25 protein-coding genes and 1 pseudogene are annotated in these 25,026 nt (G+C 62.7%); 16 read left to right on the plus strand and 10 right to left on the minus strand.

The annotated features are described in order from the left end of the window. Positions 1 to 432 precede the first annotated feature (432 nt). The gene (locus HMPREF3173_RS01180) at positions 433 to 1,815 is read left to right on the plus strand and encodes an APC family permease (RefSeq protein ID WP_070571158.1); all 1,383 of its coding nucleotides are present in this window, start codon (positions 433 to 435) and stop codon (positions 1,813 to 1,815) included. Positions 1,816 to 1,984: 169 nt separating this feature from the next. Here HMPREF3173_RS01180 and HMPREF3173_RS01185 read toward each other — a convergent pair whose 3' ends face one another. Beyond that, positions 1,985 to 2,158, minus strand: a complete 174-nt coding sequence (locus HMPREF3173_RS01185) for a DUF2986 domain-containing protein (protein ID WP_070571159.1) — start codon at positions 2,156 to 2,158, stop codon at positions 1,985 to 1,987. Positions 2,159 to 2,300: 142 nt separating this feature from the next. Between HMPREF3173_RS01185 and HMPREF3173_RS01190 the strand changes: the two genes are divergently transcribed. Both HMPREF3173_RS01190 and HMPREF3173_RS01195 read left to right on the plus strand, forming a co-directional pair. Then, a complete protein-coding gene (locus HMPREF3173_RS01190) occupies positions 2,301 to 3,359 on the plus strand; it encodes a sterol desaturase family protein (protein ID WP_070571160.1) in 1,059 nt (352 codons plus the stop codon). Between the two features lie 61 nt (positions 3,360 to 3,420). Beyond that, positions 3,421 to 5,970, plus strand: a complete 2,550-nt coding sequence (locus HMPREF3173_RS01195; RefSeq protein WP_070571161.1) for an excinuclease ABC subunit UvrA — start codon at positions 3,421 to 3,423, stop codon at positions 5,968 to 5,970. Positions 5,971 to 6,002: 32 nt separating this feature from the next. On the opposite strand, the gene HMPREF3173_RS01200 is transcribed toward HMPREF3173_RS01195, so the two are convergent. Then, positions 6,003 to 6,932 carry a malate dehydrogenase gene (locus tag HMPREF3173_RS01200; RefSeq protein ID WP_070571162.1) on the minus strand — a complete coding sequence of 310 codons (930 nt, stop codon included), beginning with the start codon at positions 6,930 to 6,932 and terminating at the stop codon, positions 6,003 to 6,005. 280 nt (positions 6,933 to 7,212) lie between these two features. Between HMPREF3173_RS01200 and HMPREF3173_RS01205 the strand changes: the two genes are divergently transcribed. Beyond that, positions 7,213 to 7,659, plus strand: a complete 447-nt coding sequence (locus HMPREF3173_RS01205) for a MaoC family dehydratase (protein WP_070571163.1) — start codon at positions 7,213 to 7,215, stop codon at positions 7,657 to 7,659. A 14-nt stretch (positions 7,660 to 7,673) separates the two neighbouring features. Here HMPREF3173_RS01205 and HMPREF3173_RS01210 read toward each other — a convergent pair whose 3' ends face one another. Beyond that, positions 7,674 to 8,090: a tetratricopeptide repeat protein gene (locus HMPREF3173_RS01210; protein WP_232095182.1), complete on the minus strand. Its 417-nt coding sequence runs from the start codon at positions 8,088 to 8,090 to the stop codon at positions 7,674 to 7,676. 401 nt (positions 8,091 to 8,491) lie between these two features. On the opposite strand from HMPREF3173_RS01210, the gene HMPREF3173_RS24495 reads away from it, so the two are divergent. From HMPREF3173_RS24495 to lapD, 3 genes are all read left to right on the plus strand, one after another. After that, entirely contained in the window at positions 8,492 to 8,662 is a 171-nt protein-coding gene (locus HMPREF3173_RS24495; protein ID WP_167358089.1) for a hypothetical protein, read from the plus strand. A gap of 145 nt (positions 8,663 to 8,807) precedes the next feature. Beyond that, the gene (gene lapG, locus HMPREF3173_RS01215; RefSeq protein ID WP_139146797.1) at positions 8,808 to 9,485 is read left to right on the plus strand and encodes a cysteine protease LapG; all 678 of its coding nucleotides are present in this window, start codon (positions 8,808 to 8,810) and stop codon (positions 9,483 to 9,485) included. Positions 9,486 to 9,494: 9 nt separating this feature from the next. After that, positions 9,495 to 11,441, plus strand: coding sequence for a cyclic di-GMP receptor LapD (lapD, locus tag HMPREF3173_RS01220; RefSeq protein WP_070571166.1), 1,947 nt, complete (start codon positions 9,495 to 9,497; stop codon positions 11,439 to 11,441). Between the two features lie 27 nt (positions 11,442 to 11,468). Here the strand turns inward: lapD and HMPREF3173_RS01225 are convergent, their stop codons facing one another. Beyond that, positions 11,469 to 11,810: a tryptophan synthase subunit beta gene (locus HMPREF3173_RS01225; protein WP_070571167.1), complete on the minus strand. Its 342-nt coding sequence runs from the start codon at positions 11,808 to 11,810 to the stop codon at positions 11,469 to 11,471. Positions 11,811 to 12,092: 282 nt separating this feature from the next. Then, complete coding sequence (locus tag HMPREF3173_RS24765) at positions 12,093 to 12,479, minus strand: hypothetical protein (RefSeq protein WP_256543710.1); 387 nt, start codon at positions 12,477 to 12,479, stop codon at positions 12,093 to 12,095. On the opposite strand from HMPREF3173_RS24765, the gene HMPREF3173_RS24770 reads away from it, so the two are divergent. Next, positions 12,478 to 12,750, plus strand: coding sequence for a hypothetical protein (locus HMPREF3173_RS24770; protein WP_256543734.1), 273 nt, complete (start codon positions 12,478 to 12,480; stop codon positions 12,748 to 12,750). The two genes, HMPREF3173_RS24765 and HMPREF3173_RS24770, sit on opposite strands and share 2 nt — an antisense overlap. 121 nt (positions 12,751 to 12,871) lie before the next feature. Further along, entirely contained in the window at positions 12,872 to 13,501 is a 630-nt protein-coding gene (locus tag HMPREF3173_RS01235) for an SDR family NAD(P)-dependent oxidoreductase (RefSeq protein WP_256543711.1), read from the plus strand. Between the two features lie 59 nt (positions 13,502 to 13,560). Here the strand turns inward: HMPREF3173_RS01235 and HMPREF3173_RS01240 are convergent, their stop codons facing one another. From HMPREF3173_RS01240 to HMPREF3173_RS01250, 3 genes are read right to left on the minus strand one after another with little or no spacing between them, the layout of a single operon-like run. After that, complete coding sequence (locus tag HMPREF3173_RS01240) at positions 13,561 to 14,367, minus strand: DUF3618 domain-containing protein (protein ID WP_070571168.1); 807 nt, start codon at positions 14,365 to 14,367, stop codon at positions 13,561 to 13,563. After that, a complete protein-coding gene (locus HMPREF3173_RS01245) occupies positions 14,364 to 14,792 on the minus strand; it encodes a phage holin family protein (protein ID WP_070571169.1) in 429 nt (142 codons plus the stop codon). The genes HMPREF3173_RS01240 and HMPREF3173_RS01245 overlap by 4 nt, the downstream gene beginning before the upstream one ends. Beyond that, on the minus strand, positions 14,792 to 15,448 hold the full coding sequence (locus tag HMPREF3173_RS01250; RefSeq protein WP_256543713.1) for a hypothetical protein: 657 nt from the start codon (positions 15,446 to 15,448) through the stop codon (positions 14,792 to 14,794). Before HMPREF3173_RS01250 ends, HMPREF3173_RS01245 begins: the two co-directional genes overlap by 1 nt. A gap of 423 nt (positions 15,449 to 15,871) precedes the next feature. Between HMPREF3173_RS01250 and HMPREF3173_RS01255 the strand changes: the two genes are divergently transcribed. The 5 genes and pseudogenes from HMPREF3173_RS01255 to HMPREF3173_RS01270 all read left to right on the plus strand — a co-directional run bounded on the left by HMPREF3173_RS01255 (position 15,872) and on the right by HMPREF3173_RS01270 (position 21,079). Then, positions 15,872 to 17,173 (plus strand): SDR family oxidoreductase, encoded by a 1,302-nt coding sequence (locus HMPREF3173_RS01255; protein WP_070571262.1) that lies wholly within the window; start codon positions 15,872 to 15,874, stop codon positions 17,171 to 17,173. A gap of 60 nt (positions 17,174 to 17,233) precedes the next feature. Beyond that, positions 17,234 to 17,521, plus strand: a pseudogene (locus HMPREF3173_RS24775) (hypothetical protein); the annotation flags it as partial. A 39-nt stretch (positions 17,522 to 17,560) separates the two neighbouring features. Next, complete coding sequence (locus HMPREF3173_RS01260; RefSeq protein WP_070571170.1) at positions 17,561 to 18,775, plus strand: MFS transporter; 1,215 nt, start codon at positions 17,561 to 17,563, stop codon at positions 18,773 to 18,775. A 101-nt stretch (positions 18,776 to 18,876) separates the two neighbouring features. Next, positions 18,877 to 19,776, plus strand: a complete 900-nt coding sequence (locus tag HMPREF3173_RS01265) for a LysR family transcriptional regulator (RefSeq protein ID WP_070571264.1) — start codon at positions 18,877 to 18,879, stop codon at positions 19,774 to 19,776. A gap of 184 nt (positions 19,777 to 19,960) precedes the next feature. Continuing rightward, positions 19,961 to 21,079, plus strand: a complete 1,119-nt coding sequence (locus tag HMPREF3173_RS01270) for a sensor histidine kinase (protein ID WP_070571171.1) — start codon at positions 19,961 to 19,963, stop codon at positions 21,077 to 21,079. An 8-nt stretch (positions 21,080 to 21,087) separates the two neighbouring features. On the opposite strand, the gene HMPREF3173_RS01275 is transcribed toward HMPREF3173_RS01270, so the two are convergent. Beyond that, positions 21,088 to 21,486 carry a MerR family transcriptional regulator gene (locus HMPREF3173_RS01275; RefSeq protein WP_070571172.1) on the minus strand — a complete coding sequence of 133 codons (399 nt, stop codon included), beginning with the start codon at positions 21,484 to 21,486 and terminating at the stop codon, positions 21,088 to 21,090. 74 nt (positions 21,487 to 21,560) lie between these two features. Here HMPREF3173_RS01275 and HMPREF3173_RS01280 point away from each other — a divergent pair, with 74 nt between their 5' ends. After that, on the plus strand, positions 21,561 to 22,625 hold the full coding sequence (locus HMPREF3173_RS01280; RefSeq protein ID WP_070571173.1) for an SDR family oxidoreductase: 1,065 nt from the start codon (positions 21,561 to 21,563) through the stop codon (positions 22,623 to 22,625). A 138-nt stretch (positions 22,626 to 22,763) separates the two neighbouring features. Continuing rightward, on the plus strand, positions 22,764 to 23,663 hold the full coding sequence (locus HMPREF3173_RS01285) for a DMT family transporter (RefSeq protein WP_070571174.1): 900 nt from the start codon (positions 22,764 to 22,766) through the stop codon (positions 23,661 to 23,663). A gap of 67 nt (positions 23,664 to 23,730) precedes the next feature. Here the strand turns inward: HMPREF3173_RS01285 and HMPREF3173_RS01290 are convergent, their stop codons facing one another. Next, positions 23,731 to 24,984, minus strand: coding sequence for an OprD family porin (locus HMPREF3173_RS01290; RefSeq protein WP_070571175.1), 1,254 nt, complete (start codon positions 24,982 to 24,984; stop codon positions 23,731 to 23,733). Positions 24,985 to 25,026: the final 42 nt, after the last annotated feature.

Below are 25,026 nucleotides of genomic sequence, written 5' to 3' on the forward strand. Positions count from 1 at the left end.
CGGAAATACAGGGTTACTTCAGACCTTCCTTAGTGGTCATCGAGCAATATTGCCGCTGTTGTCATTCGAAATCCGATATCCGTTCGATGGCAATATAAATGCCTTGAAAGTACTAAGTAGTTACACCTACTTAATGAACTACAGGAATTGACCTGCAGTGGTACGGCTCTTCTAGTTCCGAAGGCCCGGTTTTATATCGCTGCCATGGCCTGGCGCCATTCGAGCCCGCAGGTCGCCCCACTCATGCCGTAAAACGCTTGTGAAGCTGCAAGTTTCAACGTAGCGACTCTTGGACGTGCTGAATGCGTTATTTCAACGCAGGTCATCACGTGCCCGCACCGAGGTTTTTTCAAAGAGAACAAACGTACCCCCATAGTCACGATCGACTCAAATACCGCCAGTGCCTTGCCTCTGAACTTTCAGGAGTCAGTAATGAATATAACAACAAATGCGGCCGATACCTCCTCCCACCATTCACCGTCGCAAAGCACCTCATCAAGTCGTTTCCGCCAGTCCATGAGCCTGACCGCCCTAGTGCTGTTCGGTTTAGCCTACATGGTGCCGCTGGCGGTATTCACCACTTACGGACTGGTCACCCAAATGACCCAAGGGCATCTGCCCACCGCCTACATACTGACGCTCGTCGCCATGCTGTTCACCGCCTACAGCTATGGACGAATGGTCCAGGCCCACCCCTATTCCGGCTCGGTGTACACCTACACCCGCAAGGCCTTCGGCACCTACTTCGGCTTCATGGCCGGATGGACCCTACTGCTTGACTACATCTTCCTGCCGCTGCTGAGCTACCTGTTGATCGGCATCTACATGTCCGAATACTTCCCCGAAGTCCCCGCCTGGATATGGGCGCTCGGCTCCATCGCTCTGGTGACTTTCCTCAACCTGATCGGCATCGAGTCCATCACCCGTGTCAACTGGGTGCTGATCGTTGCCCAGTTGGTGTTCATCGTTGTCTTCATCGCGCTGTCGATCAGTCACCTGAACCAGCAAGCGGGGCCTGTTTCGCTGCTGGCGCCCTTCCACCATGAAGGCTTCAGCGTGCCGCTGATCATGACCGGCGCAGCCGTACTTTGCTTGTCGTTCCTGGGCTTCGACGCGGTGTCGACCATGGCCGAGGAAACCCCCAACCCACAACGTCGCATCCCCCAGGCGATCATGGCGGTGACAATGATCGGTGGCCTGCTGTTTCTGGTGGTGTCCTGGTGTGCCCAGATGGTGTTTCCGGAGTGGAGCACTTTCCACGACCCCGACTCCGCATCGGTGGACGTCATGCGCCGGGTGGGCGGTGAACTGCTGGTGAGCGCCTTCACGGCCACCTACGTGGCTGGTTGCTTCGCCTCGGCGATGGTGTCCCAGGCGAGCGTGTCACGGGTGCTGTTCGCCATGGGCCGGGACGGCGTGCTGCCGCGCGCATTTGGCCAGTTGGTGTCCAAGAAGCGGGTGCCGGCCACAGCCATCATGGTGGTCAGCCTTCTGTCGCTGATCGCGCTGTTCATCACCCTTGATACCGTCGCAAACATGATCAGCTTCGGTGCACTGTTCGCCTTCTCGGCGGTGAACTTGGCGGTGGTCAAGCACTACCTGGTCGGCCAGAAGCTGCGTGGCCTGCGCAACTACCTGTTGTACGGCATGCTTCCGGGGCTGGGTTTCCTGAGCACGATCTGGCTGTGGACCAGCCTGTCGAGCATGTCGTTCATGATTGGCCTGGGCTGGATGGGGCTTGGATTCATCTGCCTGCTGGGGGTCACCCGGGCGTTTCGTGTCAAGCTGCCGGAACTGCAAATCGCGGCTGATTGATTCGGCAGACATGGAGGCACAGGGGCTATGGATGCCCCTTTGCCCGCAAGGCGCGTGCCTTTCGAACAGGTCCAGCCATAAGGAAGGACACTGCGGCGCCTTGAACACCTGGCTCGCCATCAGCAGCGGTCGGTGGCGCCGCTGCGAAGATAGAAAGCGCCGGCGGTGATCAATGCGCGCCCTGCTCGATCTGTGCGCTTGATTCACTCGCCGCCTGCGCGGCCAGCTTCTCCCGCTCGGCCTTGCTGATGTACTTGGGCTTGTTGCTGCGCGGGGCGAGCTTGGCGCTGGCTTTCTTGGCATGGGCCTTGAGCAACTGCTTGATTTTTTTCTGACGGTTCATGATTCACTCTGGCGGGGTCGCGTTGCGCCTATCATACCGTGGGCGTAGCGCCCACAAACCCACGGTTGATGCTTCATATAAAGACGCTTAAGTAAATCAATCTGATTTACAATGCCGTTTCTTTCTCCGAGGCCGCCGTTTCGTGGATGCACTGTCGCTTGCCTTTGAACACCTGACCGAGTGGGTGATCGCGCCCGTCACCGAGCAGTTTCTCGGCATATTCAACATGAACGGCCGTTTCGGGATCTTGTTCCTTTGCATCTCCTATGGCGTCGCCTATGGCCTGTTCCGCTTCAGAAAGCATCGCGGCCTGACCGACGCTCCTTCGTTCTGGCAGTTCATCGGCGCTGGTCGGGTACACCTGCATCCCTCGGCGCTGCTGGATTACCGCTACTACTTCGTGCGAGCCGTCCTCAAAGTCGCGCTAGTGCTGCCTATCGTCAACTGGGTCGATCCCTACATCCTGCATTCAGGCGACTACCAGACCTTTTTCATCAATCTCTGGGGCGAACGCCCGCGCGTGGGTGAAAACCTCGGGCTCTCACTGCTCTACGGGTTGGGGGTGTTCCTGGTCAAAGACTTCATTCATTACTGGGCGCATCGGGCGTTTCATTCCCGCTGGCTCTGGGCTTTTCACAAGGTTCATCATTCGGCGCCCGTGCTGGTACCCGTGACGGCGAGCCGGGTGCATTTCGTGGAGAAGATCGTCGAAAAACTGAGCACCAGCCTATTCATCGGCCTGTACGCCGGTTGCTTCTGGTACGCCTGCGGCGGCGAAATCAGCCGCTACACCTTGTTCGGGGTGACCTACCTGGTGTTCATCTTCAATGGCCTGGCGGCCAACCTTCGCCATAGCCATGTCTGGCTGTCGTTCGGTCCGAAGCTCGAGCATGTACTGAACAGTCCGGCCCAGCACCAGATCCACCACAGTGACGCCCCGCGCCATTTCAACCGCAACTTCGGCACCAACCTGTCCCTCTGGGACTGGATGTTCGGCACGCTCTATGTCACCACCTCAACGCCTGAAGACATCCGCTTCGGCACCGCAGAACAAGACCAGCAGCGTTACCTGACGGTTTACAGCCTGGTGGTCACGCCCTTTATAGAGACAGCCCGCAAGCTTCTGGCAAAGGACGAGGGCACGCCAGAGAACATGCACACCAGACTCCACACCCAACGCCCTCAAGACACCCAGGGGTAGGCGCCGAGGCCCGACAACGGCTACCGTAACCCTTTTGCCAGCCGCCGAGCCGCCGCCCCCCATGACACGCACCCCCTCCCCGACCGATCGCGCCCACCTCGAGACCGAAGACGGCTATGTGGTGGTGCGCGGTGCGCGCGAACACAACCTCAAGGACGTGGATGTCGCCATCCCCCGCGATGCGCTGGTGGTGTTTTCCGGCGTTTCCGGCTCCGGCAAGTCATCGCTGGCCTTCGGCACCCTGTATGCCGAAGCGCAGCGCCGCTACTTCGAGTCCGTGGCGCCTTACGCCCGGCGACTGATCGACCAGGTGGGCGTGCCGGATGTCGACGCGATCGACGGATTGCCCCCGGCCGTGGCGCTGCAACAACAACGCGGTGCGAGCAATGCCCGCTCCTCGGTCGGCAGCGTGACCAACCTGTCCAGCCTGGTGCGCATGTTGTACTCGCGCGCTGGCACCTACCCCAGCGGCCAGCCGATGCTGTATGCCGAGGACTTCTCGGCCAATACACCGCAAGGGGCCTGCCCGGCGTGCCATGGCCTGGGGCACGTCTATGAGGTCAGCGAGGCGAGCCTGGTCCCCGACCCGACCTTGAGCATCCGCGACCGGGCCATCGCCGCCTGGCCACCGGCCTGGCATGGGCAGAACCTGCGCGACATCCTGGTCACCCTGGGCTATGACGTCGACAGGCCGTGGAAAGACCTGCCGCAGGCAGACCGCGACTGGATCCTGTTCACCGAAGAAGCGCCCACCGTGCCGGTCTATGCGGGCCTCACGCCGGCCGAAACCCGCACCGCCCTCAAGCGCAAACTCGAGCCCAGCTACATGGGGACGTTCACCGGTGCCCGGCGTTATGTACTGCATACATTCGCCAACACTCAGAGCGCGCTGATGCGCAAGCGTGTGTCGCGCTTCATGGAGGGTCGCCCCTGCCCAGCGTGCGACGGCAAACGTCTGAAGCCAGAGGCATTGTCGGTGACGTTCTGCGGGGTAGACATCGGCACTCTGGCCCAGATGCCGCTGGACCAGGTCGTGGCCTTGCTCGAACCGGTCAGCCGAGGCCAGGTCGATGCCCAGGACACCCGCTCGAGCGAAAAACAACTGGCCGCGCAGCGCTTGGCCGAAGGGGTGCTGGCGCGCCTGCGCACCCTGCAACAGCTGGGCCTTGGCTACCTCACCCTGGAGCGCGCCACGCCGACACTGTCGACCGGCGAGCTTCAGCGACTGCGCCTGGCCACGCAACTGAGCGCCCTGTTGTTCGGCGTAGTCTATGTGCTCGACGAGCCTTCGGCCGGCCTGCACCCTTCCGACAGCCAGGCGCTTTACGACGCCCTCGACCGCCTGCGCGACGCCGGCAACTCGGTGTTCGTGGTCGAGCATGACCTGGAACTGATGCGCCGCGCCCAATGGCTGGTGGATGTCGGTCCCGATGCCGGCGAACGCGGCGGCCGCGTGCTCTACAGCGGTGCCCCGGCGGGCCTGCGCGAGGTGGCCGAGTCGCACACCGCCCGCTACCTGTTCGACCAACTGCCCACCCCCCACAGTCGCGCCCGCACACCCTCCGGCTGGCTGGAGCTGAACGCCATTCGACGCCACAACCTGTACGGCGTGGACGCGCGCGTGCCGCTGGGTGTGCTCACGGCGGTGACCGGCATTTCCGGCTCCGGCAAGTCGAGCCTGATCGCCCAGGCGCTGCCCGAGCTGATGCTGCTGCACCTGGGGCACGAACCTGAGGAGCCGGACAGCGAAGCCAGCACCGAAGGCCCGACGATCATCGAGCGCACCGGCGGTCACCTGGGCGGCGATGTACAGGCCGTGCAACGGGTCGTGCAGGTGGACCAGAAACCGATCGGTCGCACGCCTCGCTCCAACCTGGCGACCTATACCGGGCTGTTCGACCCTGTGCGCAAACTGTTCGCCGCGACCGCCGAAGCCCGCAAGCGCCGCTACGACGCGGGGCGTTTCTCGTTCAACGTGGCCAAGGGGCGTTGCGACACCTGTGAAGGCGAAGGCTTCGTCAGCGTCGAGCTGCTGTTCATGCCCAGCGTCTATGCCCCCTGCCCCACCTGTCACGGCGCCCGCTACAACGCGGACACCCTTGCGGTGCAATGGAATGGCCGCAACATCGCCGACGTGCTGCGCATGACCGTAGAAGAAGCCTGCGATTTCTTCGCCGACGAGCAAGCAGTATCGCGCTCGCTGCAGGTGCTGCGCGAGATCGGCCTGGGTTACCTGCGTTTGGGCCAGCCGGCTACCGAGCTGTCCGGCGGCGAGGCGCAGCGCATCAAGCTGGCCACAGAGCTGCAGCGCAGCCAGCGAGGGCGCACGCTGTACGTGCTCGACGAGCCGACCACCGGCTTGCATGTGGCCGATGCCGACCGGCTGATGGCGCAGTTGCAACAGCTGGTCGATGCCGGCAACAGTGTGGTGATGATCGAGCACGACATGCGCATGGTGGCCCAGGCCGACTGGGTGATCGACATCGGACCTGGGGCGGGCCAGGCCGGGGGCAGGGTCGTCGCGACCGGCACCGCCGCCGAGGTTGCCCAGGTTCAGGGCAGCCGCACCGCGCCCTATCTCGCGCAGGCGTTGGCCCGCGGGCACGCCTGAGGGCGCTGCGGATAAACCCGCGCCCTGCAGGCTCACATCGCTTTCATTTCGCCGATGTCACGCGCCACCTGGTCGGCTGAGTGGTCGAACATCGATTGCTCCTGCGCATCCAGGGGCAGTTCGATGACCCGCGTCAGCCCTTGCTCTCCCAGCACGCAAGGCACCCCCATGGCAATGTCCCGGCGCCCGTACTCGCCCTCGAGGATCGCGACCGCAGGCAGAATGCGGTTTCGACCGTTGGCGATCGCATCCACCATCTGGGCGATTGCCACGCCCGGTGCATCGCATGCGCTCCCAACCTTCTTCAAGCCCAGGATTTCGCCGCCTCCCTGACGGGTACGCTGCACGATCCGCTCGATCTGCTCAGAGGTCAAAAAGTGCGAAAGCGGTACAGAGCCGACCGTGCAGTACCGCATCAACGGCACCATGCTGTCACCATGGCCTCCGAGCACCAACGCCGCGATATCACGGGCAGAAAAGCCTGTCTGTTCGGCAATGAAGCACTTCATCCGCGCGGTATCCAGCACCCCGGCCTGCCCGAACACCTTGTCGCGGCCCAGCTCACTGAGGCTCCAGGCCCGGTAGGTGAGCACATCGACCGGGTTCGACACCACCAGTACGATCGCCGACGGGGCATGCTGGTTGATGTCCCGCATGATGCCGTCGAGTATCGGCAGGTTGATGCTCAGTACATCCTGGCGCGACTGGCCCGGCTTGCGCGGCACGCCCGCGGTGATCACCACCAACTCGGAATCCTGCAGCAGCTGGGCATCGCCCCCTCCGTAGACCCGGGTATCGGAACCGGACTCGACGGCGGCCTGCCAGACATCCAGTGCCTTGCCCTGCGCCATGTCCCCCTGCACATCGATCAACGTCAGCTCACGGCAGAACTCCTCCCGGGCGATGATTTGCGCCGCCGCCTCACCCACCATTCCGGCACCCACAATGGACAATTTGTTCACCTCACACCTCCTCGCGGCCCGCGCCACCAGCCAGACGCCGCCGATACCAGCAGTATCGGCCCTGGCGAAGACCTCGCAGTGCTTTCACGACGCAAGGCCGCCTGGGGTGTTGTCGATAGCGGAAGTGAACCTCGAGTCAGATCAAGGTTTCGCTTGGCGCTTTCCGGCGCCGCGACATCTGGCTACAAGTGTCGGCCTACTTGAACAAGGCCCCACGATCGCGTTTGATGAGCCGAGCGCAGCGTGCCGCTCCCGGCCTCTGCCCCGTGAGGAGCCTGACATGACCGACCCGATCTATCTGGAGGACTTGGCCGTAGGTGATACCTTCACCAGCGGTGAGCACTGCCTGGATGCCGAACAGATCATCCGCTTTGCCCGTGAGTACGATCCACAGCCGTTTCACCTGGACGAAAGCCTTGCCAAGGACACGTTCTTCGCAGGGTTGGCCGCCAGCGGCTGGCAGACCAGTGCGCTGACCATGAAGCTGTTGGTGAGCAGCCTGCCCCTGGCCCGCGGCGTGATCGGTGCCACTGCCGAGGTTTCCTGGCCGCAGCCCACCCGAGCAGGCGACCGGCTGCGTGTGCAGAGTACCATCGTGAGCATCACGCCCTCGCGCACGCGCCGCGACCGCGGCATGGTGGTGGTCGAATGCATCACGTCCAACCAGCGGGGCGAAACCTTGCAGCGCATGACGAGCAAGGTGCTGTGCTTTGCACGTGAGCCCTAGGCGCCCCGCCGGGGTCAGTAGCGGATGAGTTGTTCGGCAGTGATCATGCCGCTGGCATCGCCACCGGCCCGCTCTGAGTCCTTGATCGCCGCAGGCATTGCACCTGAGCGCTGAGCGTTGCGGGCCGCCGTTATCAGCTGAAGATTGCGAGCGTACAGCGCACGATTGGCGCCGACACGAAGATTGGAGCGGGCCGCCAGCGTCTCGGCCTGCTGGTATTGCCCCTGCTGCAAGCGCAACACACCCAGGTAATGCAAGGTGGCGGGATTGTTCGGCTGTATGTGCAGCGCGCGTTCCAATGTCGCCGCAGCCTGGTCCAGATGACCTTCTGCATATTGCTGCGAGGCGGCTTCGATCAACGCGGTGGAGGCGTTGTTGCTACGGGCTTGAGTGGCACGGCCGCCAGCCATGGCACACTGGGATACGATCACCGTCAGACACAGGCATAAAGCCAACCATACAGGCGTGCTTGGCATCGGAAACGAACTCGACAAGACCGGGTGGACTGCCACGCGATGGGCAGGTTTGCAGCCGTCCAGGTTGGCTGGGCCCTTGTTCGAAAGGCAAGGGATGCTATCGACCGGGCCCGCCGCTTGAAGTTCCACGTCGCCCGGCCTGATCCACCGCTTTCGCCTCACCCAAGGCTGGCCTAGGTCGGGATGAGGTTTCCAGCCTTGCAACGGCCAGCGGCCATCAGGGCCGTGCTCGCGGACAGGACCAATCGGCCAATTCCGATGGAAAGCCTGCCGTCTGCCAAAAACCAGGCTGCATCCTGGGATCCAAAGGCGTTATGGTTAGCACCATCCCCACGTCAATTGCCATGGAGGCAGTCATGACCACCCTCTTTCGCGCCAGCCTGCTGCTGTTGATCGTCGGCATGATCCTGGGCGACATCGTGCTCGCCAGCGTTGGCTTGTGCGGTGTGTGTGGCATTGCCGTGCATGGCACGATCCAGCAGGATGCCCGGGCAGAGCCGCCCGCCGAATCGGACTTCATTGCATAGCTGGCGCATGGCCATAGCTGCGCGCCGATCATCTACACTGCTCGTTGTCGCCGGGCAGTGACTTGCCCTGCGCTTTTCCCGGACGACAGCACCACGGTTGTCAAGGATCGGTACTCAATAGGCCTTAGCAGTGGCGAAACCCAGGATGCTCGAAACCGTCGTGTGGCGTCTCGGCCTCGCTGTCCTCCTGGCGCTTGTGCTGCTGGGCAGCCTGCGCGCCGATTGGGATTTCTCGCAGATCAGCCGACGGGCCCAGGCCCTCTATGGCCCTCTGGGCCCAGGCCAGGCGCGCATCGATGCCTGGCAGCAGCTGCTTGCCACCCAGCAACAAGGCAGCGAGCTGGAACGGCTGCGGCAGGTCAATCTCTTCTTCAACCAGCAGTTGCGCTACGTCGAAGACATCGACCTGTGGCGCGACGTCGATTACTGGGCCACACCGATCCAGTCACTGATCAAGGGCGCAGGCGATTGCGAGGACTACGCTATCGCCAAGTACTTCAGCCTGCGGCGCATGGGCATACCCAGCGAGAAGCTGCGCATCACCTACGTCAAAGCCCTGCGCCAGAACAGGGCGCACATGGTCCTGACCTATTATTCGACCCCACAGGCCCAGCCGCTGGTGCTCGACAGCCTGATGGACGCGATCAAGCCGGCGGGCGAGCGCACCGACCTGTTGCCGGTCTACGCCTTCAACGGTGAAGGCCTCTGGCTGACCGGCGCCTCGGGGAACAAGAAAGTCGGCGATACCAAACGGCTGTCGCGCTGGCAGGACGTGCTGAAAAAGATGCAGGCCGAAGGCTTCCCGGCCGAACCGGTCTACTAAGGAGCGCAGATGTCACTGTTCAAACAATTGCTGTTCGCCATTTGCCTGTTCCTGGTGGTTGCCTTCACCGGCAGCTTCATGGTCAGCCTGGAAAGCTCGCGTAGCCAGTACGTGAACCAGCTGCGCTCTCATGCCCAGGACGGTGCCACTGCATTGGCCCTGTCGCTGACGCCGAACATCGACGACCCGGCCATGGTCGAGCTGATGGTGAGCTCGCTGTTCGACAGCGGGTACTACGCCAGCATCAAGGTCATCGACCTAGCGTCCAACGCCGTGCTCGTGGAGCGCCACGCCGAACCCGATAGCAACGGCGTGCCCGCCTGGTTCATTCGCCTGGCGGGACTGCAGGCCGCCGGCGCGGACGCCATCGTCAGCCGTGGCTGGCAGCAGGCGGCACGGGTCGAGGTGGTCAGCCACCCCATGTTCGCCCTGGCCAAGCTCTGGCAAGGCGCCCTGGGCAGCCTGGGCTGGCTGCTGCTGTGCGGGGCCCTGAGCGCCGTGTTGGGCGCCCTGCTGCTGCGCCGCCAATTGCGCCCGCTCGATTACATGGTTGCCCAATCCCATGCCATCGCCCGCCGGGAGTTTCTCAGCCTGCTGGATCTGCCCCGCACGCCCGAACTGCGCCGCGTGGTGCAGGCCATGAACCAGATGGTCGAGAAGCTCAAGGCGCTGTTCCACGAGCAGGCCGAGCGCAGCGAGCAGCTGCGTGCCGAGTCGTATCAGGACAGCCTCACTGGCCTGGCCAACCGGCGTTACTTCGAGATGCAGCTCAACGACCAGGTCAGCAACGTCGAGGACGCCCGAGCCGGCTACCTGTTGCTACTGCGCCTCCAGGACCTGGCCGGCCTCAACGCGCGCCTGGGCGGGCAACGTACCGATCAGTTGATCCAGGCGGTGGCCGAACAGCTGCGCCGCGCCTGCGCCTCCCATCCCCAGACCCGCGACCTGATCGCGCGCAGCCGTGGCGGCGAGTTCGCCGTACTGGCGCCGGGCCTGGACTTCGAGCAAGCCGTGCACCTGGCCCAGGCATTGGAGCGAGACTTGCACAGCCTGCACCAGACCGAGGCCAGCGATGTCAGCCCGGTGGCCCGCATGGGCCTTGTCCCCTATACGCCAGGCGATGAGCCCGACGCACTGCTCAAGCTGGCCGATGAAGCCCTGGCGCGCGCCGAGCACCAGGGCGCACCGAGCTGGGTGTGCCTGGAACGCAGCGCCGCGACGCAGGCACCCGACAGCCAGAATGCCTGGCACTCGCGGCTCGACCGGGCCCTGGACCGGGAGCTGTTCGAGCTGTTCTTCCAGCCGGTGGTCGATTGCCAGGTGCCGAGCCGGATCTTGCATTACAAGGTCATTTCCCGACTGCACGATGATCAGGGCGAGCCGTTGGCGGCGGGTCGCTTCCTGCCGTGGCTCGAGCGTTTCGGTTGGATGCCGCGCCTGGACCTGTTGATGCTGGAGAAGGTCCTCAGGCATCTCGAAGGCCACGATGCCTCCCTGGCACTGAATCTCTCGGCCGCCACCCTGGCCGATGACGGCGCGATGCGCCAGGTCTACGAACAGCTCGGCCATCATCGCGCATTGGCCGAGCGCTTGACCCTGGAAATCGGCGAAGAGCAACTGCCCCGGCAGGCCTCGCTCGAGCACTTGATCCGACGCTTGCGCGAGTTGGGCGTTGGCCTGGCGCTGCAGCGCTTCGGCGGGCGCTTCAGCATGATCGGTAACCTGGAAAACCTCGGACTTGCCTACCTGAAGATCGACGGTAGCTACATTCGCCACATCGATCAGGAGCAGCATAAACGCCTGTTCATCGAGGCCATTCAACGGGCGGCGCACAGCATCGACCTGCCGCTTGTTGCCGAGCGGGTCGAGTCCGAAGGGGAGTTGAACGTACTGCGCGAAATGGGCGTGCAGGGGATACAAGGGCAGCTGGTAGGCGAGCCTGCGCCCTATCGCTGACGTCAGCGCTGCCGCCCCCGGACGGGCTCAGATCAGGCCACCGCCCTCGTCTTCCTCGATCAGGTTGTTCAGGCTGCCGAGCGCCTTGCGCGCCGAGGAGCGGTTGAGCAGTTTGGACTGAGCGTCCGGCGGCAAGTCGGTGATGCTGATCACGCCCTTGGTGGTCAGCACATCGATCAGGTCTTCGAGCACACGGATCATGTCCAGGTCACTCTGCTTGAGCTGGCGAAGGCTGTTTTCCACCACATCGTCCGCGAACCAGGCCTGGATTTCGCCATGGTCGGCGGGGAGTATTTCCGTGTACTCGGCGTAAGGAGCGGCTTCGACCCGCAACAGTTGGCCTGCGGCATCGCGTTGCACGTAATACATGGTATCGACCCTCGTGACGTGTTGGTTTCGCCTTGTCTGGCCTTTGCGCGAATACATTTCATACAGCCCCTCGCTACGCAGCATAGGCAAAGATCGCCGGGCAACAAGTAAGGCGAGCCTGTTCATTATCGCGGGATAGTCCGTTTGGAGGATTCCTCTGCAGCGGCGCCGATCAACCATGGCCACGGTCATCTCACACCCACGCCTTGTGTCAAGGAGCGCTCCGTGCAGAAAGTCATCTACCTGCTTTGGCAACCCGAGCACGACACGTTCGATTCGTTCTCACAGCAATTGAGCGGCCCCCTCGCCGACCGCCTGCAAACCCTTGGCGCCCGGCACCTGCAGCTGAACCTGGCCGACGCCGACGTGAGCGCCGCCAACGGCTTGCGCCAGACACAGGCAGGCCCCCTGCCCCAGGCCGTACTGAGCTTCTGGCTGGACAGCGCCGCCGGCGAATTCCGCCGCCCATTCGACGAGACCTTGCAGGTGATCTGTTCGCGCATTGCGGGGTACCTGGTCTGCGAGTCGGTGCCCATCCGCAACACGCGATTCCCCGCCTGCCCCGGCCAGCGCACCCACGGCTTTTCGCAACTGGCCTTCCTGCAACGGCCGGCGCGCTTGAGAGGCCTGGCTCGAGGTCTGGCAAAACCACCACACACGGATAGCCATCGATACCCAGGACAACTTCCAGTACGTGCAAAACCTGGTGGTGCAGGTGCTCACCCCTGGCGCCACCGCGTTGGCGGCCATCGTCGAGGAATGCTTCCCGCCGGCAGCCATGGACGATCCGCAGGCGTTCTTCGATGCGCCGGGCGATGAGGCGAAGTTCCAACACAACCTGGCGCTGATGATGGACAGCTGCCAGCGCTTCATCGATTTCGACCAGCTGGGCGCACTGCCCACCAGCCAATACCCCCTGTCACTGGAGTTCCTCGCATGAACCGTCTTACCGGCAAGACAGCCCTGGTCACCGCCGGGGGTCTGGGTGTAGGCCAAGGCATTGCCCTGGCGTTGTGCGCCGAAGGCGCGCGGGTGGCCGTCGCAGACGCACACTGGCCCCCTTGGAAGCGACCTGCGCGCAAATCCGCGCGCGCGGTGGCGAGGCACTGGCGGTGGTCTGCGACGTCACCCAGGCGCAGGCCATCGAGCAGTGCGTGGCCCAGGTGCTGGAAGCGTTCGGCACGATCGACATCCTGGTCAACAACGCCCAGATCGTACCCCTGGACCGATTGCTGGAGGTCAGCGACGAGGCCTTCGCCCAAGGCATGGACTCAGGCCCCCTGGCCACCCTGCGCTTGATGCGTGCATGCCACCCGTATCTGCGGGGCGGCGGCGTGGTGGTCAACCTGGCCTCCTCTGCCGCAGTGCGCTGGGACGCCTGCGGCTATGGTGCTTATGCGGCGGCCAAGGAAGCCATCCGCTGCCTCAGCCGCGCAGCCGCATGCAAATGGGGGCCTGATGGCATACGCGTCAACGTGATCGCGCCCCACGCCTTGTCTCCAGAGCTCGAAGGCTGGATGCAAGCCCACCCGCAAGAAGCCGAAGCGTTCCTGCAGGGCATTCCGCTGCGCAGGGTCGGGGATTGCGAAAACGACATCGGTCGAACGGTCGCGTGGTTGGCCAGCGACGAAGCAGGCTATTTGACCGGCGCCACGCTGCCGCTCGATGGCGGCCAGGCGTTCTGGGGTTGAGCATGCAGTAGCGCCAGCCTCCTGGGACGCTCCGGAGGCTGGCGGCCATTACCGGCAGATCAAGGTGGAAAACCCAACCCTGCGGAAAGATCGGCCCCCTTGGCATCACGCGCCGTGCCAGGCGCCTGTTGCCCCGAGGTATCGTCGACGGCGTGTTTCACCGACGCCTTGAGCCCCTCGCCCTTGGCCTTGAGCGCGTCGGTGACCCGATCGCTGCTGGGCCCCATGAGCCGATCCTCTTGACGCGTGCCGGGCAGCGCAGCGCCCAGCGCCGCCCCCAGCAGTACGCCCAGCGCGGCCAGCACCAGCGGCTGCTCCTTGAGCAGGTGGTCCATCTGGCCCTTCAGGGCGGTGGCCTGGTCGCCTATCTGATGTGCGCGGCTGCCCAAGGATTGGGCAGAATCGCTCACCGAGGCGCGTGCGCCCTGGCCGAGCTCGCTGGCGCGGTCCCTCGCATCGTGGGCTTTGCTGCGCACCTTGTGGCTGGCATCGTGCACCGTCTGTGCGGCTTGGGCGAATGCACCTTTCACGGAATCGACCGCATCACCCAGTTTTTCGCCCAGCCCAGGCCCTGTGGATGCAGGGCCTGGATTAAAGGGCCGGTGCTGGTTAAGGCCCAGCCAAGCCAGGCCCAGGACCGTCAGGGTCACAGGTACCGGGTTGTTCTTGAGGGTGGTGCCCAGGTTGTGCAGGAACTCGCCACCATTGCCTTTGCCATAGGCAAGCAGCCTGTCGACCAGTTGCCCAGGGCTCAGTCGTTGTTCCAGTGCATCGACCAGTTCGTTTATGTGCTCGCGCTTGGCGTTGATTTCCTGCTCGAGCAAGTCGGGGTCTTTTTGTGCGTCGCGTTCGAAGGCGCTGGTCATGGCAGTTTCCTCTTCAAGGTGTCCTTGTCCTGCTCCATGGCATGCAACGTACGGTCAGGTCTGAGGTGCGAAGGCTCGAACTGCTTCTTGCCCGATTGCACCATGATCAAGCCGACGATGACGGTGACGGCCCCCACGATCAGCGCAGCCAGCCACGGCTCCAGCACCATCGCCAGGGCATAGACCGCCGCCAGCAGGAGGATGACAAAGCCTGCCAGCAACACGATCGCGCCGGTCGCTACGGCCGCCGTGCCGGCCTTGAGCGTGGCCAGGTTCTGTTGCAATTCGGCCTTGGCCAGTGCCAGCTCCTTGGTGAACAGTTCCGGGACTTCGCGCATCAATTGGCGCAGCAGACCCGTCACGCCCACGGGATCGTCGACCGTCGGATGTGCAGTTGGGGGGTGTTGCAAAGGGTCCTTGTTCATCACTCGCCTCCTTTGAGTGGATCGCGATCCAGTGGGCTGTCACTCACCGGCCTTCCGGCGCCGAGCCCCACAGGGTCGACGGGGGTGTAGGGTTTGTGGGTGGACACATCGCTCGCCCGATCGGGCACGGCTGGCAGGGTGTGATCGGGCTCAGGGGGCGCGTGCGTCGTAGGTTGAGGGGGTTCGGCGGTTGCGTGGCGGTTGCTGGCACTGGCGAAACGCGACAATGCAAATCCCACCGCCACGCTGCCTGCGAGAAAGAGTGCAGGATTATCCCGCGCCAGTTGTGCACCTCGCTGTAGCAGGCTTTCGGCACTTTCATGACGAACCTGCTCAGCGAAGCTGCCCATGCAGGTGGCCGCCTGGTTCAGATAGTGGGAAAGCCCTAGGCTGTCGTGGCCTTCAAGCTCCGAAGCCGCCGAACGCGCGCCTTCCTTGAAAGCGTCTAGCTGCTCCGCCGCACGGTCGCGGTATTGCTCGTACTGGTGGGTACCTTGGGTTTTCGCATCATCGAGCAAAGCTCCGGCTTCATCGGCAATGGCGTGGAGGTGATCCTGTGTACTGCCCGGCCTGGAGGTGGCGCTGGGGTCGTTTTTTTTCATCATGACGTCCTCGAAGTTGACGATTGGGTGAATGCCGGAACTTGCGACATTCATTCGAGGGACGTGGGCGCAATACGGGGAGTTCAGTCAAAGCGATCGGCAACGGTTCGCCGCGGTGCCAATGGCTCGTGCACGATCCATTAGGGCCGTGCTTTAGCGCGCACCTGCCTGCGCCGATTTCCCAAACCGCCTGCACTTTTGATGCCCCGCGACATCAGGTGCACAACCCCAACGTCGCTGCCCGCCAGGCATGCGTCTGTATCAGCGCATGATGGACACCGACCACAGATTGCGCCTGGCCAACCAGCAGACAAGGACTGCCCGGTGTCAGCGGGTCTGACCATCGAGCGTTTGGCCTGAACTTCCTCAGGCTGTCCAGCTTCCTCTACTTAAACCACCACCGGCCCAACAGGCAGTTCCGTTTGCATGTTGGCCTTGATCATTCACGGCGATGGCTGCCTGAGAGAGGGTTCGATCATGATTGATCCGGCAACGGGAATGAAACCGGGTGAACGCTACCGGGTAAGCGATCCCGACGAGGTCCAGCAGTTTCCGGGATTCTTCCTGGACGGCAAGTATTACCTGGAACCGGAGCTGTTGACGGCCGTCGGCTGGCTGGAAGGTCGGCGGTTCATCTATGACAACCTTACGCCCACAGGCGAGCCGGTGTTCGCGGATCGCTTCGCCGGGACGGTCGAGGACCTGACGCTTCATGTGGTGGAGGGTCCGGCCCTTAAGCTGTCGAGGGTCGATGCCGGGGCTGGCGAAGCGGCTGCGTCTCACACCGAACGCGCCAGTGCTACGCCGCACCGCCCCTCGGTCCAGCGCCGGCTGCAGGGCCAACTGGTGGTCATCACCGGCGCATCCAGTGGCATCGGTCGGGCCACGGCCAAGGCCTTTGCTTGCCAAGGTGCCCGCCTCGTGCTGGCCGCCCGCGACGAACAGGCGCTGTTCGAGGTACTGGATGAGTGCACCGAGTGTGGCACCGATGCCTTGGTCGTGGTTACCGACGTCACCCGTAGCGAACAGGTCGAAGCGCTGGCCGTACGGGCGGCGGAGTTCGGCCACGGACGCATCGACATCTGGATCAACAATGCCGGTGTCGGGGCCGTGGGCAGCTTCGACCAGACGCCGCTCCCCGCCCATGAGCAAGTCATCCAGACCGACCTGCTCGGCTACTTGCGTGGCGCTCACGCGGCGCTGCCGTATTTCAAGGCCCAGGGGCGCGGGATATTGATCAACACCTTGTCGGTCGGCAGTTGGGTGGCCCAACCCTATGCAGCGGCCTATTCGGCCAGCAAGTTCGGCTTGCGTGGCCTGACCGAAGCGCTCAGGGGGGAGTTGACGGAATATCCGGACATCCATGTGTGCGATATCTACCCGGCGGTGATGGACACGCCGGGTTTCAGGGACGGCGGCAACTACACAGGCCATGCGCTCAAACCACCGGGGCCCGTCTACGATCCGGCGTTGGTGGCCTGCGCAGTATCGCCCCGTGCCCACACCACTGTGGGCTCAGCGGCGCGGCTCGCGCACCTGGCCAGTCATCTGGTGCCTCGCCTTGCCCAGCTCACCGGCTGGCTGACCCGTCTGGGCATCGAGCGTAGCCCGAAGGCGGCGGTGTCGGACGGCAATCTGTTCAAGCCTCCTGCTGGCACCCGTGGCGTGCAAGGGGGTTGGCGCACCGACGTACACCCTGCACCTGCGTTGCTGGTCACTGCGGCGGTGCTGATCCTCGGGAGCTGCGCGCTGGCCACGCTTCGACACAAACGGCGCTGAGTGCTCGTAGGCTCTGGTAGGTATGGTCCGACGACACCCTTGCAGGACCCGGCACCACCTGTCGCGTCATCGGACCCTCGCCACCAACTTCCAATGGCCAAGGGGGCCATCGCCAATTTTTCCGCCGGTCTTGCGCAACTGCTGGGCAGCAAGGGGATCCGGGTCGACGGCGTGGCCCCGGACCCGGTCTTTGTCCTGCTCGGCCCCGACGAGGGCAGCTACATCTCCGGGTCACGCTATGGTGTGACAGGGGCACGCCGATGCTGTGAGGCGGCCCCGGGGTTTTGCGCAACACGCACAAGTTCATTGCGGCGAGTGGGTATACCGCCTTGCCGACCGCAGCCCTAGGCTTGTCGCTGACCTGTCAATCCATTTGGAGTGTCCACCATGTCAGCGCGCAGCCCTGAGATTGTTGCTTCACCGTCGGCGTCCGCCGTCGTCACGCCTGCCCTGTCCAAGGCGCTGGTTGTATTTCTGGCGTTCTGTTGCGGCGCCGTCGTTGCCAACCTGTATTACGCCCAGCCGATCGTTGAACTCATTGCGCCCAACATCGGGCTTTCGCCGCAGCATGCCAGCCTGATCGTGTCGCTGACCCAGTTGGGATATGCCGTTGGCTTGCTGTTGCTGGTGCCGCTGGCAGATCTGATGGAAAACAAACGCCTGGTCATCGGCTTTACCTTGGTGGTGGGGGCGTGCCTGGCGGCGGCAGGCTTTGCCGATTCGCCTTCGCTGTTTCTGGCCGCCTCGCTGATGATCGGCCTGACTTCCGTAGCCGTGCAGATCCTCGTGCCCCTGGCCGCGCACCTGGCGCCAGAAAGCAGCCGGGGTCGCGTCGTGGGCAACATCATGAGTGGCCTGCTGCTCGGCATCCTGCTCGCCCGCCCGGTCTCGAGCCTGCTGTCGGAGTACGTTGGCTGGAGGGGCGTGTTCTTCAGTGCCGCCCTGCTGATGGTGGCCATCGCAGCCCTGGTAGCAGTGCTGCTGCCTGAACGGATCCCGAACCATCACACCACCTATGGCCGCTTGATCGGATCGGTGTTCGCATTGGCCAGACGCTATGCAGTGCTGCGCGAGCGCTCGCTGTACCAAGGGCTGCTGTTCGCAAGCTTCAGCTGCTTCTGGACCCTGGCGCCCATCGAGCTGATCCGTCATTACGGCCTCAGCCAGAACGGCGTCGCGCTCTTTGCGTTGGTTGGGGCGGTCGGGGCGGTTGCAGCCCCCATCGCCGGGCGCCTTGCCGATGCAGGTCACGGGCAGGTCAGCACCTTGGCTGCCTTGCTGTTGGCGCCCGCCTCGCTACTGATCGGTGGCATTCCCGGGCTTGGCTACCTGGGCCTGGTAGTGGCAGCTGTCGCCTTGGACTTTGCCGTGCAGTTGAACATGGTCCTGGGGCAACGTGAGGTCTACGCGCTGGACCCGCACAGCCGCGCTCGCCTCAACGCCGTGTTCATGACCAGCATCTTCGTCGGCGGCGCAGTGGGCTCGATGATGGCAAGCCCGCTGTACGAGCGTTTCGGATGGAGTACCGCGCTCTATACCGCTGCCCTGCTCCCGGTCTTGGCATTGCTGGTGTTCGTGGTCAAACACAGGAACGCTCGCTGAGCCGGCATCGCGCTACCTCGATGAGCCTTGACATGGCTATCATCCGTGCAGCCGTTACCTTCGGGCTGGCGCTCCCGGTCCTCTTCGACAAGGTTGTACGTATGGATAAATTTCTGGCATTGAGCATGTTCGTCGAGACGGTACGCTGCGGCGGCTACTCCGCAGCGGCACGGAAGCTCGGCGTGGCCACCTCGTCGGTGGCCCGTCAGGTTGCAGCGTTGGAGGCGGACCTTGGGGCCACGCTCATCACCCGCAGCACGCGGCGCAACAGCCCGACCGACCTGGGCCAGGCCTACTTTGCGAACGCGGTGGCCATCCTCGATGCGCTGGCTGCGGCCGACAGCCTGGTGATGGACCGGGGGAGCGAGGCCAAAGGCACGCTCAGGGTCAGCGTGCCGGTGGAGTTCGGCCGTCACTTGATTTCACCGCATCTGGGGCGTTTTCTCGATAGCCACCCGGGGTTGGAAGTCACCCTCAACCTCAGCGATGAGCGGGTGGATCTTTTCAAGGAGCGCATCGATTTGTCCGTGCGTTTAGGGTCAACGGTTTCCAGCGATGAAGTCATTTGCACCCCGCTCGGCCACTTCCAGCGTTGGCTGGTGGCAAGCCCTGCCTACCTCGAGCAGCACGCGGCCCCCGCCCATCCCCTCGAGCTGCCCCGCCACAGATGCCTGCGCTTCGATTACGGCGGGCCCATGCGCGCCTGGCAGTTCCAGATCGACGACCAGACGGTGCCGGTCCAGGTGCACGGCCAGATGCAGAGCAACAACGCCGACGTTCTCCGCCAGGCTGCCGTCGCCGGTCAAGGCATCGCGCTGCTGGCCGACTGGCTGGTCGCCGAAGACGTCCGGCACGGCCGGCTGGTCCGCTTGCTGCCAATGTTCGAAGTCAATCCAACCTCGGTCGACACGAGCATCAACATGGTGTATTTGCCGGCCAATCGCGAGTCCACGCGTATCAAGGCATTCGCTCGGTTCATGAAAACACTGCTCGACCGTTAATGGGCAACATCATCCTTCGCGGATACACCCTACGACTTCACCGCCGTGATCATCGGTGAATTCCAAGCCATATAACGCGTCGTTGCAAAAGCGTGACAGAAGTTAACGCACTGGTTGTTATACCCCTACAGTTCGATGATCTAGTCTACTGGGACGCCGTTTGAGGACAGTGCCAGGGACCGTTATGAGACTGTACGAATTCATCGAGGGCAACATGGAGCCGATCCTCCAAGCCTGGGAGGATTTCGCGCGTTCGGTGGAGACGCAGCAGCCAAATCTGGATGCGACCGGTTTGAGGAATCACGCCGAGAAGATCCTGCACACGGTCGCTCAGGACATGCGAACGACTCAGACAGCCCATCAACAGTCTGAAAAAGCGCAAGGAAGGGGGCCGCAAATATCCAGCGAGACAGCGGCCCAGACACATGCGGTGGTACGTCTGATGGCAGGCTTCTCCATGGATCAGATGGTCTCCGAATATCGAGCGCTGCGCTCCAGTGTGCTCTCCCTCTGGCTTAAGCACGAAGCATTCGACCAACACCAGGTCCCAGACATGATTCGGTTCAACGAGGCAATAGACCAAGCCTTGGTAGAGTCGATCGCAGCTTATGGGGTGGCAGTGGAGTCGACACGAAAAAAGGTGCTTGCCGTGTTAGGCCATGACCTGCGTTCACCGTTGGGGGCGGTACACATGGCTGGCGATCTGCTTTTGCACCAGAAAGGGCTGGATGAAAGAGGCAAGGCACTGGCATCCCAGGTTTGTACAAGCGCTCGCCGCGCTACGGCCATTGTGAATGACCTGCTCGACCTGGCGCGCTGCAATCTGGGTACCGGCATCCCGGTCTATCCAGAGGAGGTCGAACTGAACCCGATATGCCGCACCGTGATCGAGGAGTTGCAAACCGCTTTCCCGCTGGCCGACATCGTCTTTGACGAAGTCGCGCAGGTGACCGGCCCGTTTGATTCGGCCCGTATCGCCCAGGTCTTTTCCAATTTGATAGGCAATGCCATCCGCCACGGCGATATAGCCTGCCCTATCAAGGTCACGGTGGAGAACGACGCTATCGGTCCGCGTGTGACAGTCCACAACTGGGGAGAACCCATCCCTGCTGACGTGATCCCCTACCTCTTCAAGCCGGAGGGGCGATATTCCAGTTATGCCGCCGGAGAAAAGGGTTCAGCTGCAGGTCTTGGGCTAGGGTTGTTCATCGCGGCGGAAATCGTTGCCAGTCACGGCGGCAGGATTGAAGTCATGTCGAATAAAGAACAAGGGACGACGTTTGCGGTGTTGCTCAAGGGATGAGAGTGAAGTCAAAAATCGATCTGCCTCGTGTAGCTGGCAATCAGCGGCAGCCCTTGGGCAATGGCACTGGCTTCAAGCTTGGCACGCTCGGCGTCGAGAAAGACATACGCGGCCTGCAAGGTGGAGATCTTCGCTTGAATCTCGGCCATCTTGCCGGCAACCAAGGCTGCGCCTTGGGCGCAATTGATCGAGTTACCGCGCCTGGCCGCCAGGATGTCCCCGATCTCGGCGAGTGAAAATCCCGCACCCTGGGCACTTTGAATGAATGCCAGGTCACTAACGGTTTGATCGCTGTAGCTGCGGTAGTTATTGGCCTGTCGATGGGCCACGATCAACCCAAGCTTTTCGTAATAGCGCAACGCGTGGCGGCCGAGTCCACTTCGGCGCTCCAACTCTCCAATGTTCACCTAAAGAAACTCCTTGACTGTAGAGCACGCTCTACACCTTAGCCTGCACCCATCATCCAAACAAGGAATCAGGCATGAGCGTGGAATGTTTCGTCACAGGCGGCAGCGGATTTATAGGCCAACACCTACTGGCCCGTCTTACTGCGACAGGGCACAAGACCTGGGTGCTCATGCGCAATCCTGGAAACATCGAACGGCTCAGAGAACAGGTAAGTCGGCTGGGCGGTAACCCTGCGCATGTCCACGCGGTTGAAGGCGACATCAGCACAGAGGGGCTTGGTCTGAGCGAGGCGGACCAGGCGTGCGTGTCTTCGGCTTCGGTGATTTTCCACCTTGCGGCGGATTTTTCCTGGGGGCTGACGATGGAGCGCGCCCGCGCCGTCAATGTGCAAGGGGCGCTCAGAGTCGCCAGGCTTGCGGCGAGCCAGGACATCCGCTTGCTCATGGTAGGTGGCTTCATGCTGCAAAACCTGGCCCACCTTGCCAGGATCGGCGTCGATAACGAGCGTCCTGAGAACACAGATTGGCCTGCAGTCTACGCCCGTGCTGGGGGCTACGAAGGCAGCAAGATCGAGTCCCATTTCGCAGTCATGCGTTACATGCACGATGCCGGTGCGGATTACACCGTTGTCCATCCTGCTACGGTGTGTGGCCACAGCGAGACTGGGCACATCCCGCAAGGACAACCTCTGGCCGAGCTCATTCGAAACCTGGCACAAGGCCGGTTCAAAGCGATCCCCGGCTCTGCCAGGCACTGGTTGCCATTGGTCAGCGTCGATTACCTGGTGAAGATGATGACCTGCGTGGCGTTCGACCCTTCGATGACCAACCGGCAGGTCCTGGCGCTCTACGCACACACACCGAACCTGCAAGGGATGCTCGAGCAGATCGCAGGAACGCTGCAGGTCAAGGCACCCCGCCGCCATGTACCGATAGGTTTGCTCAGGTGGATTTTGACGATTCCGGGCCTGGCGGCCCGACTGGCGGTCAGCGCCGAATCATTGGACTTCATTCAGACCCAGCGCTTCGACATGCGTCAAAGCGAGCTTCTAGAGCACAAGTATCAATTCACACACCCCGACATGGCGCGGACGCTGGAAAAGACGGTGCGCTACGTCAAAGGCGACTTGCCCCACTGAGGCAACCCGGTTGAGCGGGCTCGAACAATACCTGTGACAGCGGGCCCATGCTCCAAACGCATGCCGCAGGACGCCGGTGCCCATCGATAGAAACAAGTGCCCTGGGCACTCCAAAGACCCATGACAAGGAATGTATTCATGCAGTCTCATTTCGGCAAAGGCGTCCTCTTTGCCCTGGGCGCCGCAGCCCTGAATGCAACAATCGGCGTTCTCAGCAAGGTATTGATGAACAGTGGATTCAGCTCCAGCAGCATCGCCTTGATCAAAACGGTGCTCGGCTGCCTGCTGCTGTCGGTCCTGCTGATGTTTCTCAAGCGGCCCGCGACCACGGCCAAGTGGCTCCCTGCAGCGGTGTGTGCCTTTCTCGGCATTTTCGTGCTGTTCCACTTTGAAACCTCGGCCTACAGCCATTACGCCGCGGCGGGTGTCGTCGTGATTCTGATGGCGAGCGCTTCCATTTCCTCGATCCTGCTGGGACGCCTGGTCCTCCATGACCCCATCACCGCCAACGCAACGGTAGGCGCCGGCTTGACGATCGCCGGTATTGCGGTGATTTTCGGCGCAGACTTGGGCCAAGGCTTCACGCCGCAAGGCGCAATACTGGCGTCGATTGGCGGCTGCGGTTATGGCGCATTTTCGGTGGCCATGAAACGCATGGGTGTTTCCGGCGGGCTGCATTTCACGCGGCAGCTGTTGTTTTTCGGAAGTCTTTACCTGCTGATGCCAGCTGCGACCGATGGTTTCATCCTGGGCGAACTGTCGCTGGCGGCGATCACGGCGTTGCTGGCATTGGCGGCATTGCCGACCATCCTGGGTTTCTTTTGTACCACCAAGGCCATCGAATATTTAAAGCCATCGCAAGTTCAAGCACTGGAACTGACCGAGCCGCTGTTTGCTGCACTGCTGGCGTTCGTGATGCTCAATGAGGTGCCGCGAGACACGCTGTACCTGGGGGCTGGCCTGATTCTCTTTGGCCTGTGCTTCTCCAACGAGCTGATCCGACTGGGCAAGAAGGCGCCACAGCCGTCCGGCGTGTAGTTCGTCTTCAGAAGCTCCGACACGACGCGAGCCGGCGCCCCGAGGTGCGCCGGCTCGCGTCGCTGCATTACCAGACCGCGATGTCGTACGTCAGGTAGATTCGGTTGCTGTCGCGACCGCGGGAAAAATCAGAACGGTAGACATAGTTGCGCAGTTTCACGCCCAACCCTTTGACGGGGCCGGACTGCACAACGTAGGCGAGTTCCATATCACGCTCCCATTCGTTGAGCTCAGCGTCAGCGGAGCGACCATTGTCCCCGCTCAGGTAGCGCGCCATGAAGGTCAGCCCGGGGATACCGGCCGCTGCAAAGTTGTAGGCGTAGCTTGCCATCCAGGTTTTCTCTTCCTCCTCGATGAACTTACCGATGCCGACGTTGCTGAACGAGTAGACCGTCGCGCCGCTGATGTATGGCAGCCCAGCATCGCCGTCGAGCACTTGGTAACCGGCACCGACGGTGTGCCCGGAGTGGGTATACGACACCTGCCCACTGAACATGTCGTTGTCGATCTTGCCGCCGTGAGCGGCTCCGCTGTCGCGGCTTTTGAAGTAGCGCACGTCGGTGGTGAACACCCCGCCGGCCAGCGGCAGGTCGTGTACCAGGCCGGCGTAGTCCTGACGGTAGAAGTGTTCGAGCTGGCCGTGGAAGTAGCTCACACGCAGTTGCTTGTTGATGGCGTAGTCAGCGCCGGCAAAGCTGAAATCGCCAGACTCCTCGCCACCATAGCCATCCAGGTACAGGCCCGTGCTATCGGACGAGTCCCGCTGTTTGAAGCGATCCAGGTGGCCGGCGGTCAGGGTCAGGCCCTGGACATCGGTACTGGTCAGTTGCGTGCCTTGATAGGTCTGAGGCAGTAGCCGCGCATCGTTGTAGACCAACACCGGCGTCTTGGGCAGCAAGGTGCCATGCTTGACCACGGTCTGCCCCACGCGCGCCTTGGCCGTCACCCCGGCGCTGGCGAATTCGTCTGCGGCACGGCCATCGTCGTGGACCGGCAGCAAGCCGGTACCGCTGCGCCCACGGCCCGAATCGAGCCGGACACCGACCAAGCCAAGGGCATCGAGCCCCACACCCAGCGGGCCTTGAGTAAACCCTGATTGGTAATCGAGCAGGAAACCTTGCGCCCATTCCACCCGCTCACTCTTGGCGTTCGCGGCAGCGCGGGGGCTCATGCCCTGTTCGTCACGGAAGTTTTCGTTGAAATAGACATTGCGCAGCTGCAGCTTGAGCTTGCCGTCATCGATGAATCCGGCAGCGCCGGCCACAGGCAGCCAGCCGCAGAGCAGGCCACAGGTGGCCCCACGGAAAACAGCTCGGGACATGTTCGGTACTCTAGTTGTTGTTCTTGGATAGAGGTGGGCGCC

Origin of the sequence: Pseudomonas sp. HMSC08G10 (assembly GCF_001808425.1) — a bacterium.
Lineage (GTDB): Bacteria > Pseudomonadota > Gammaproteobacteria > Pseudomonadales > Pseudomonadaceae > Aquipseudomonas > Aquipseudomonas guariconensis.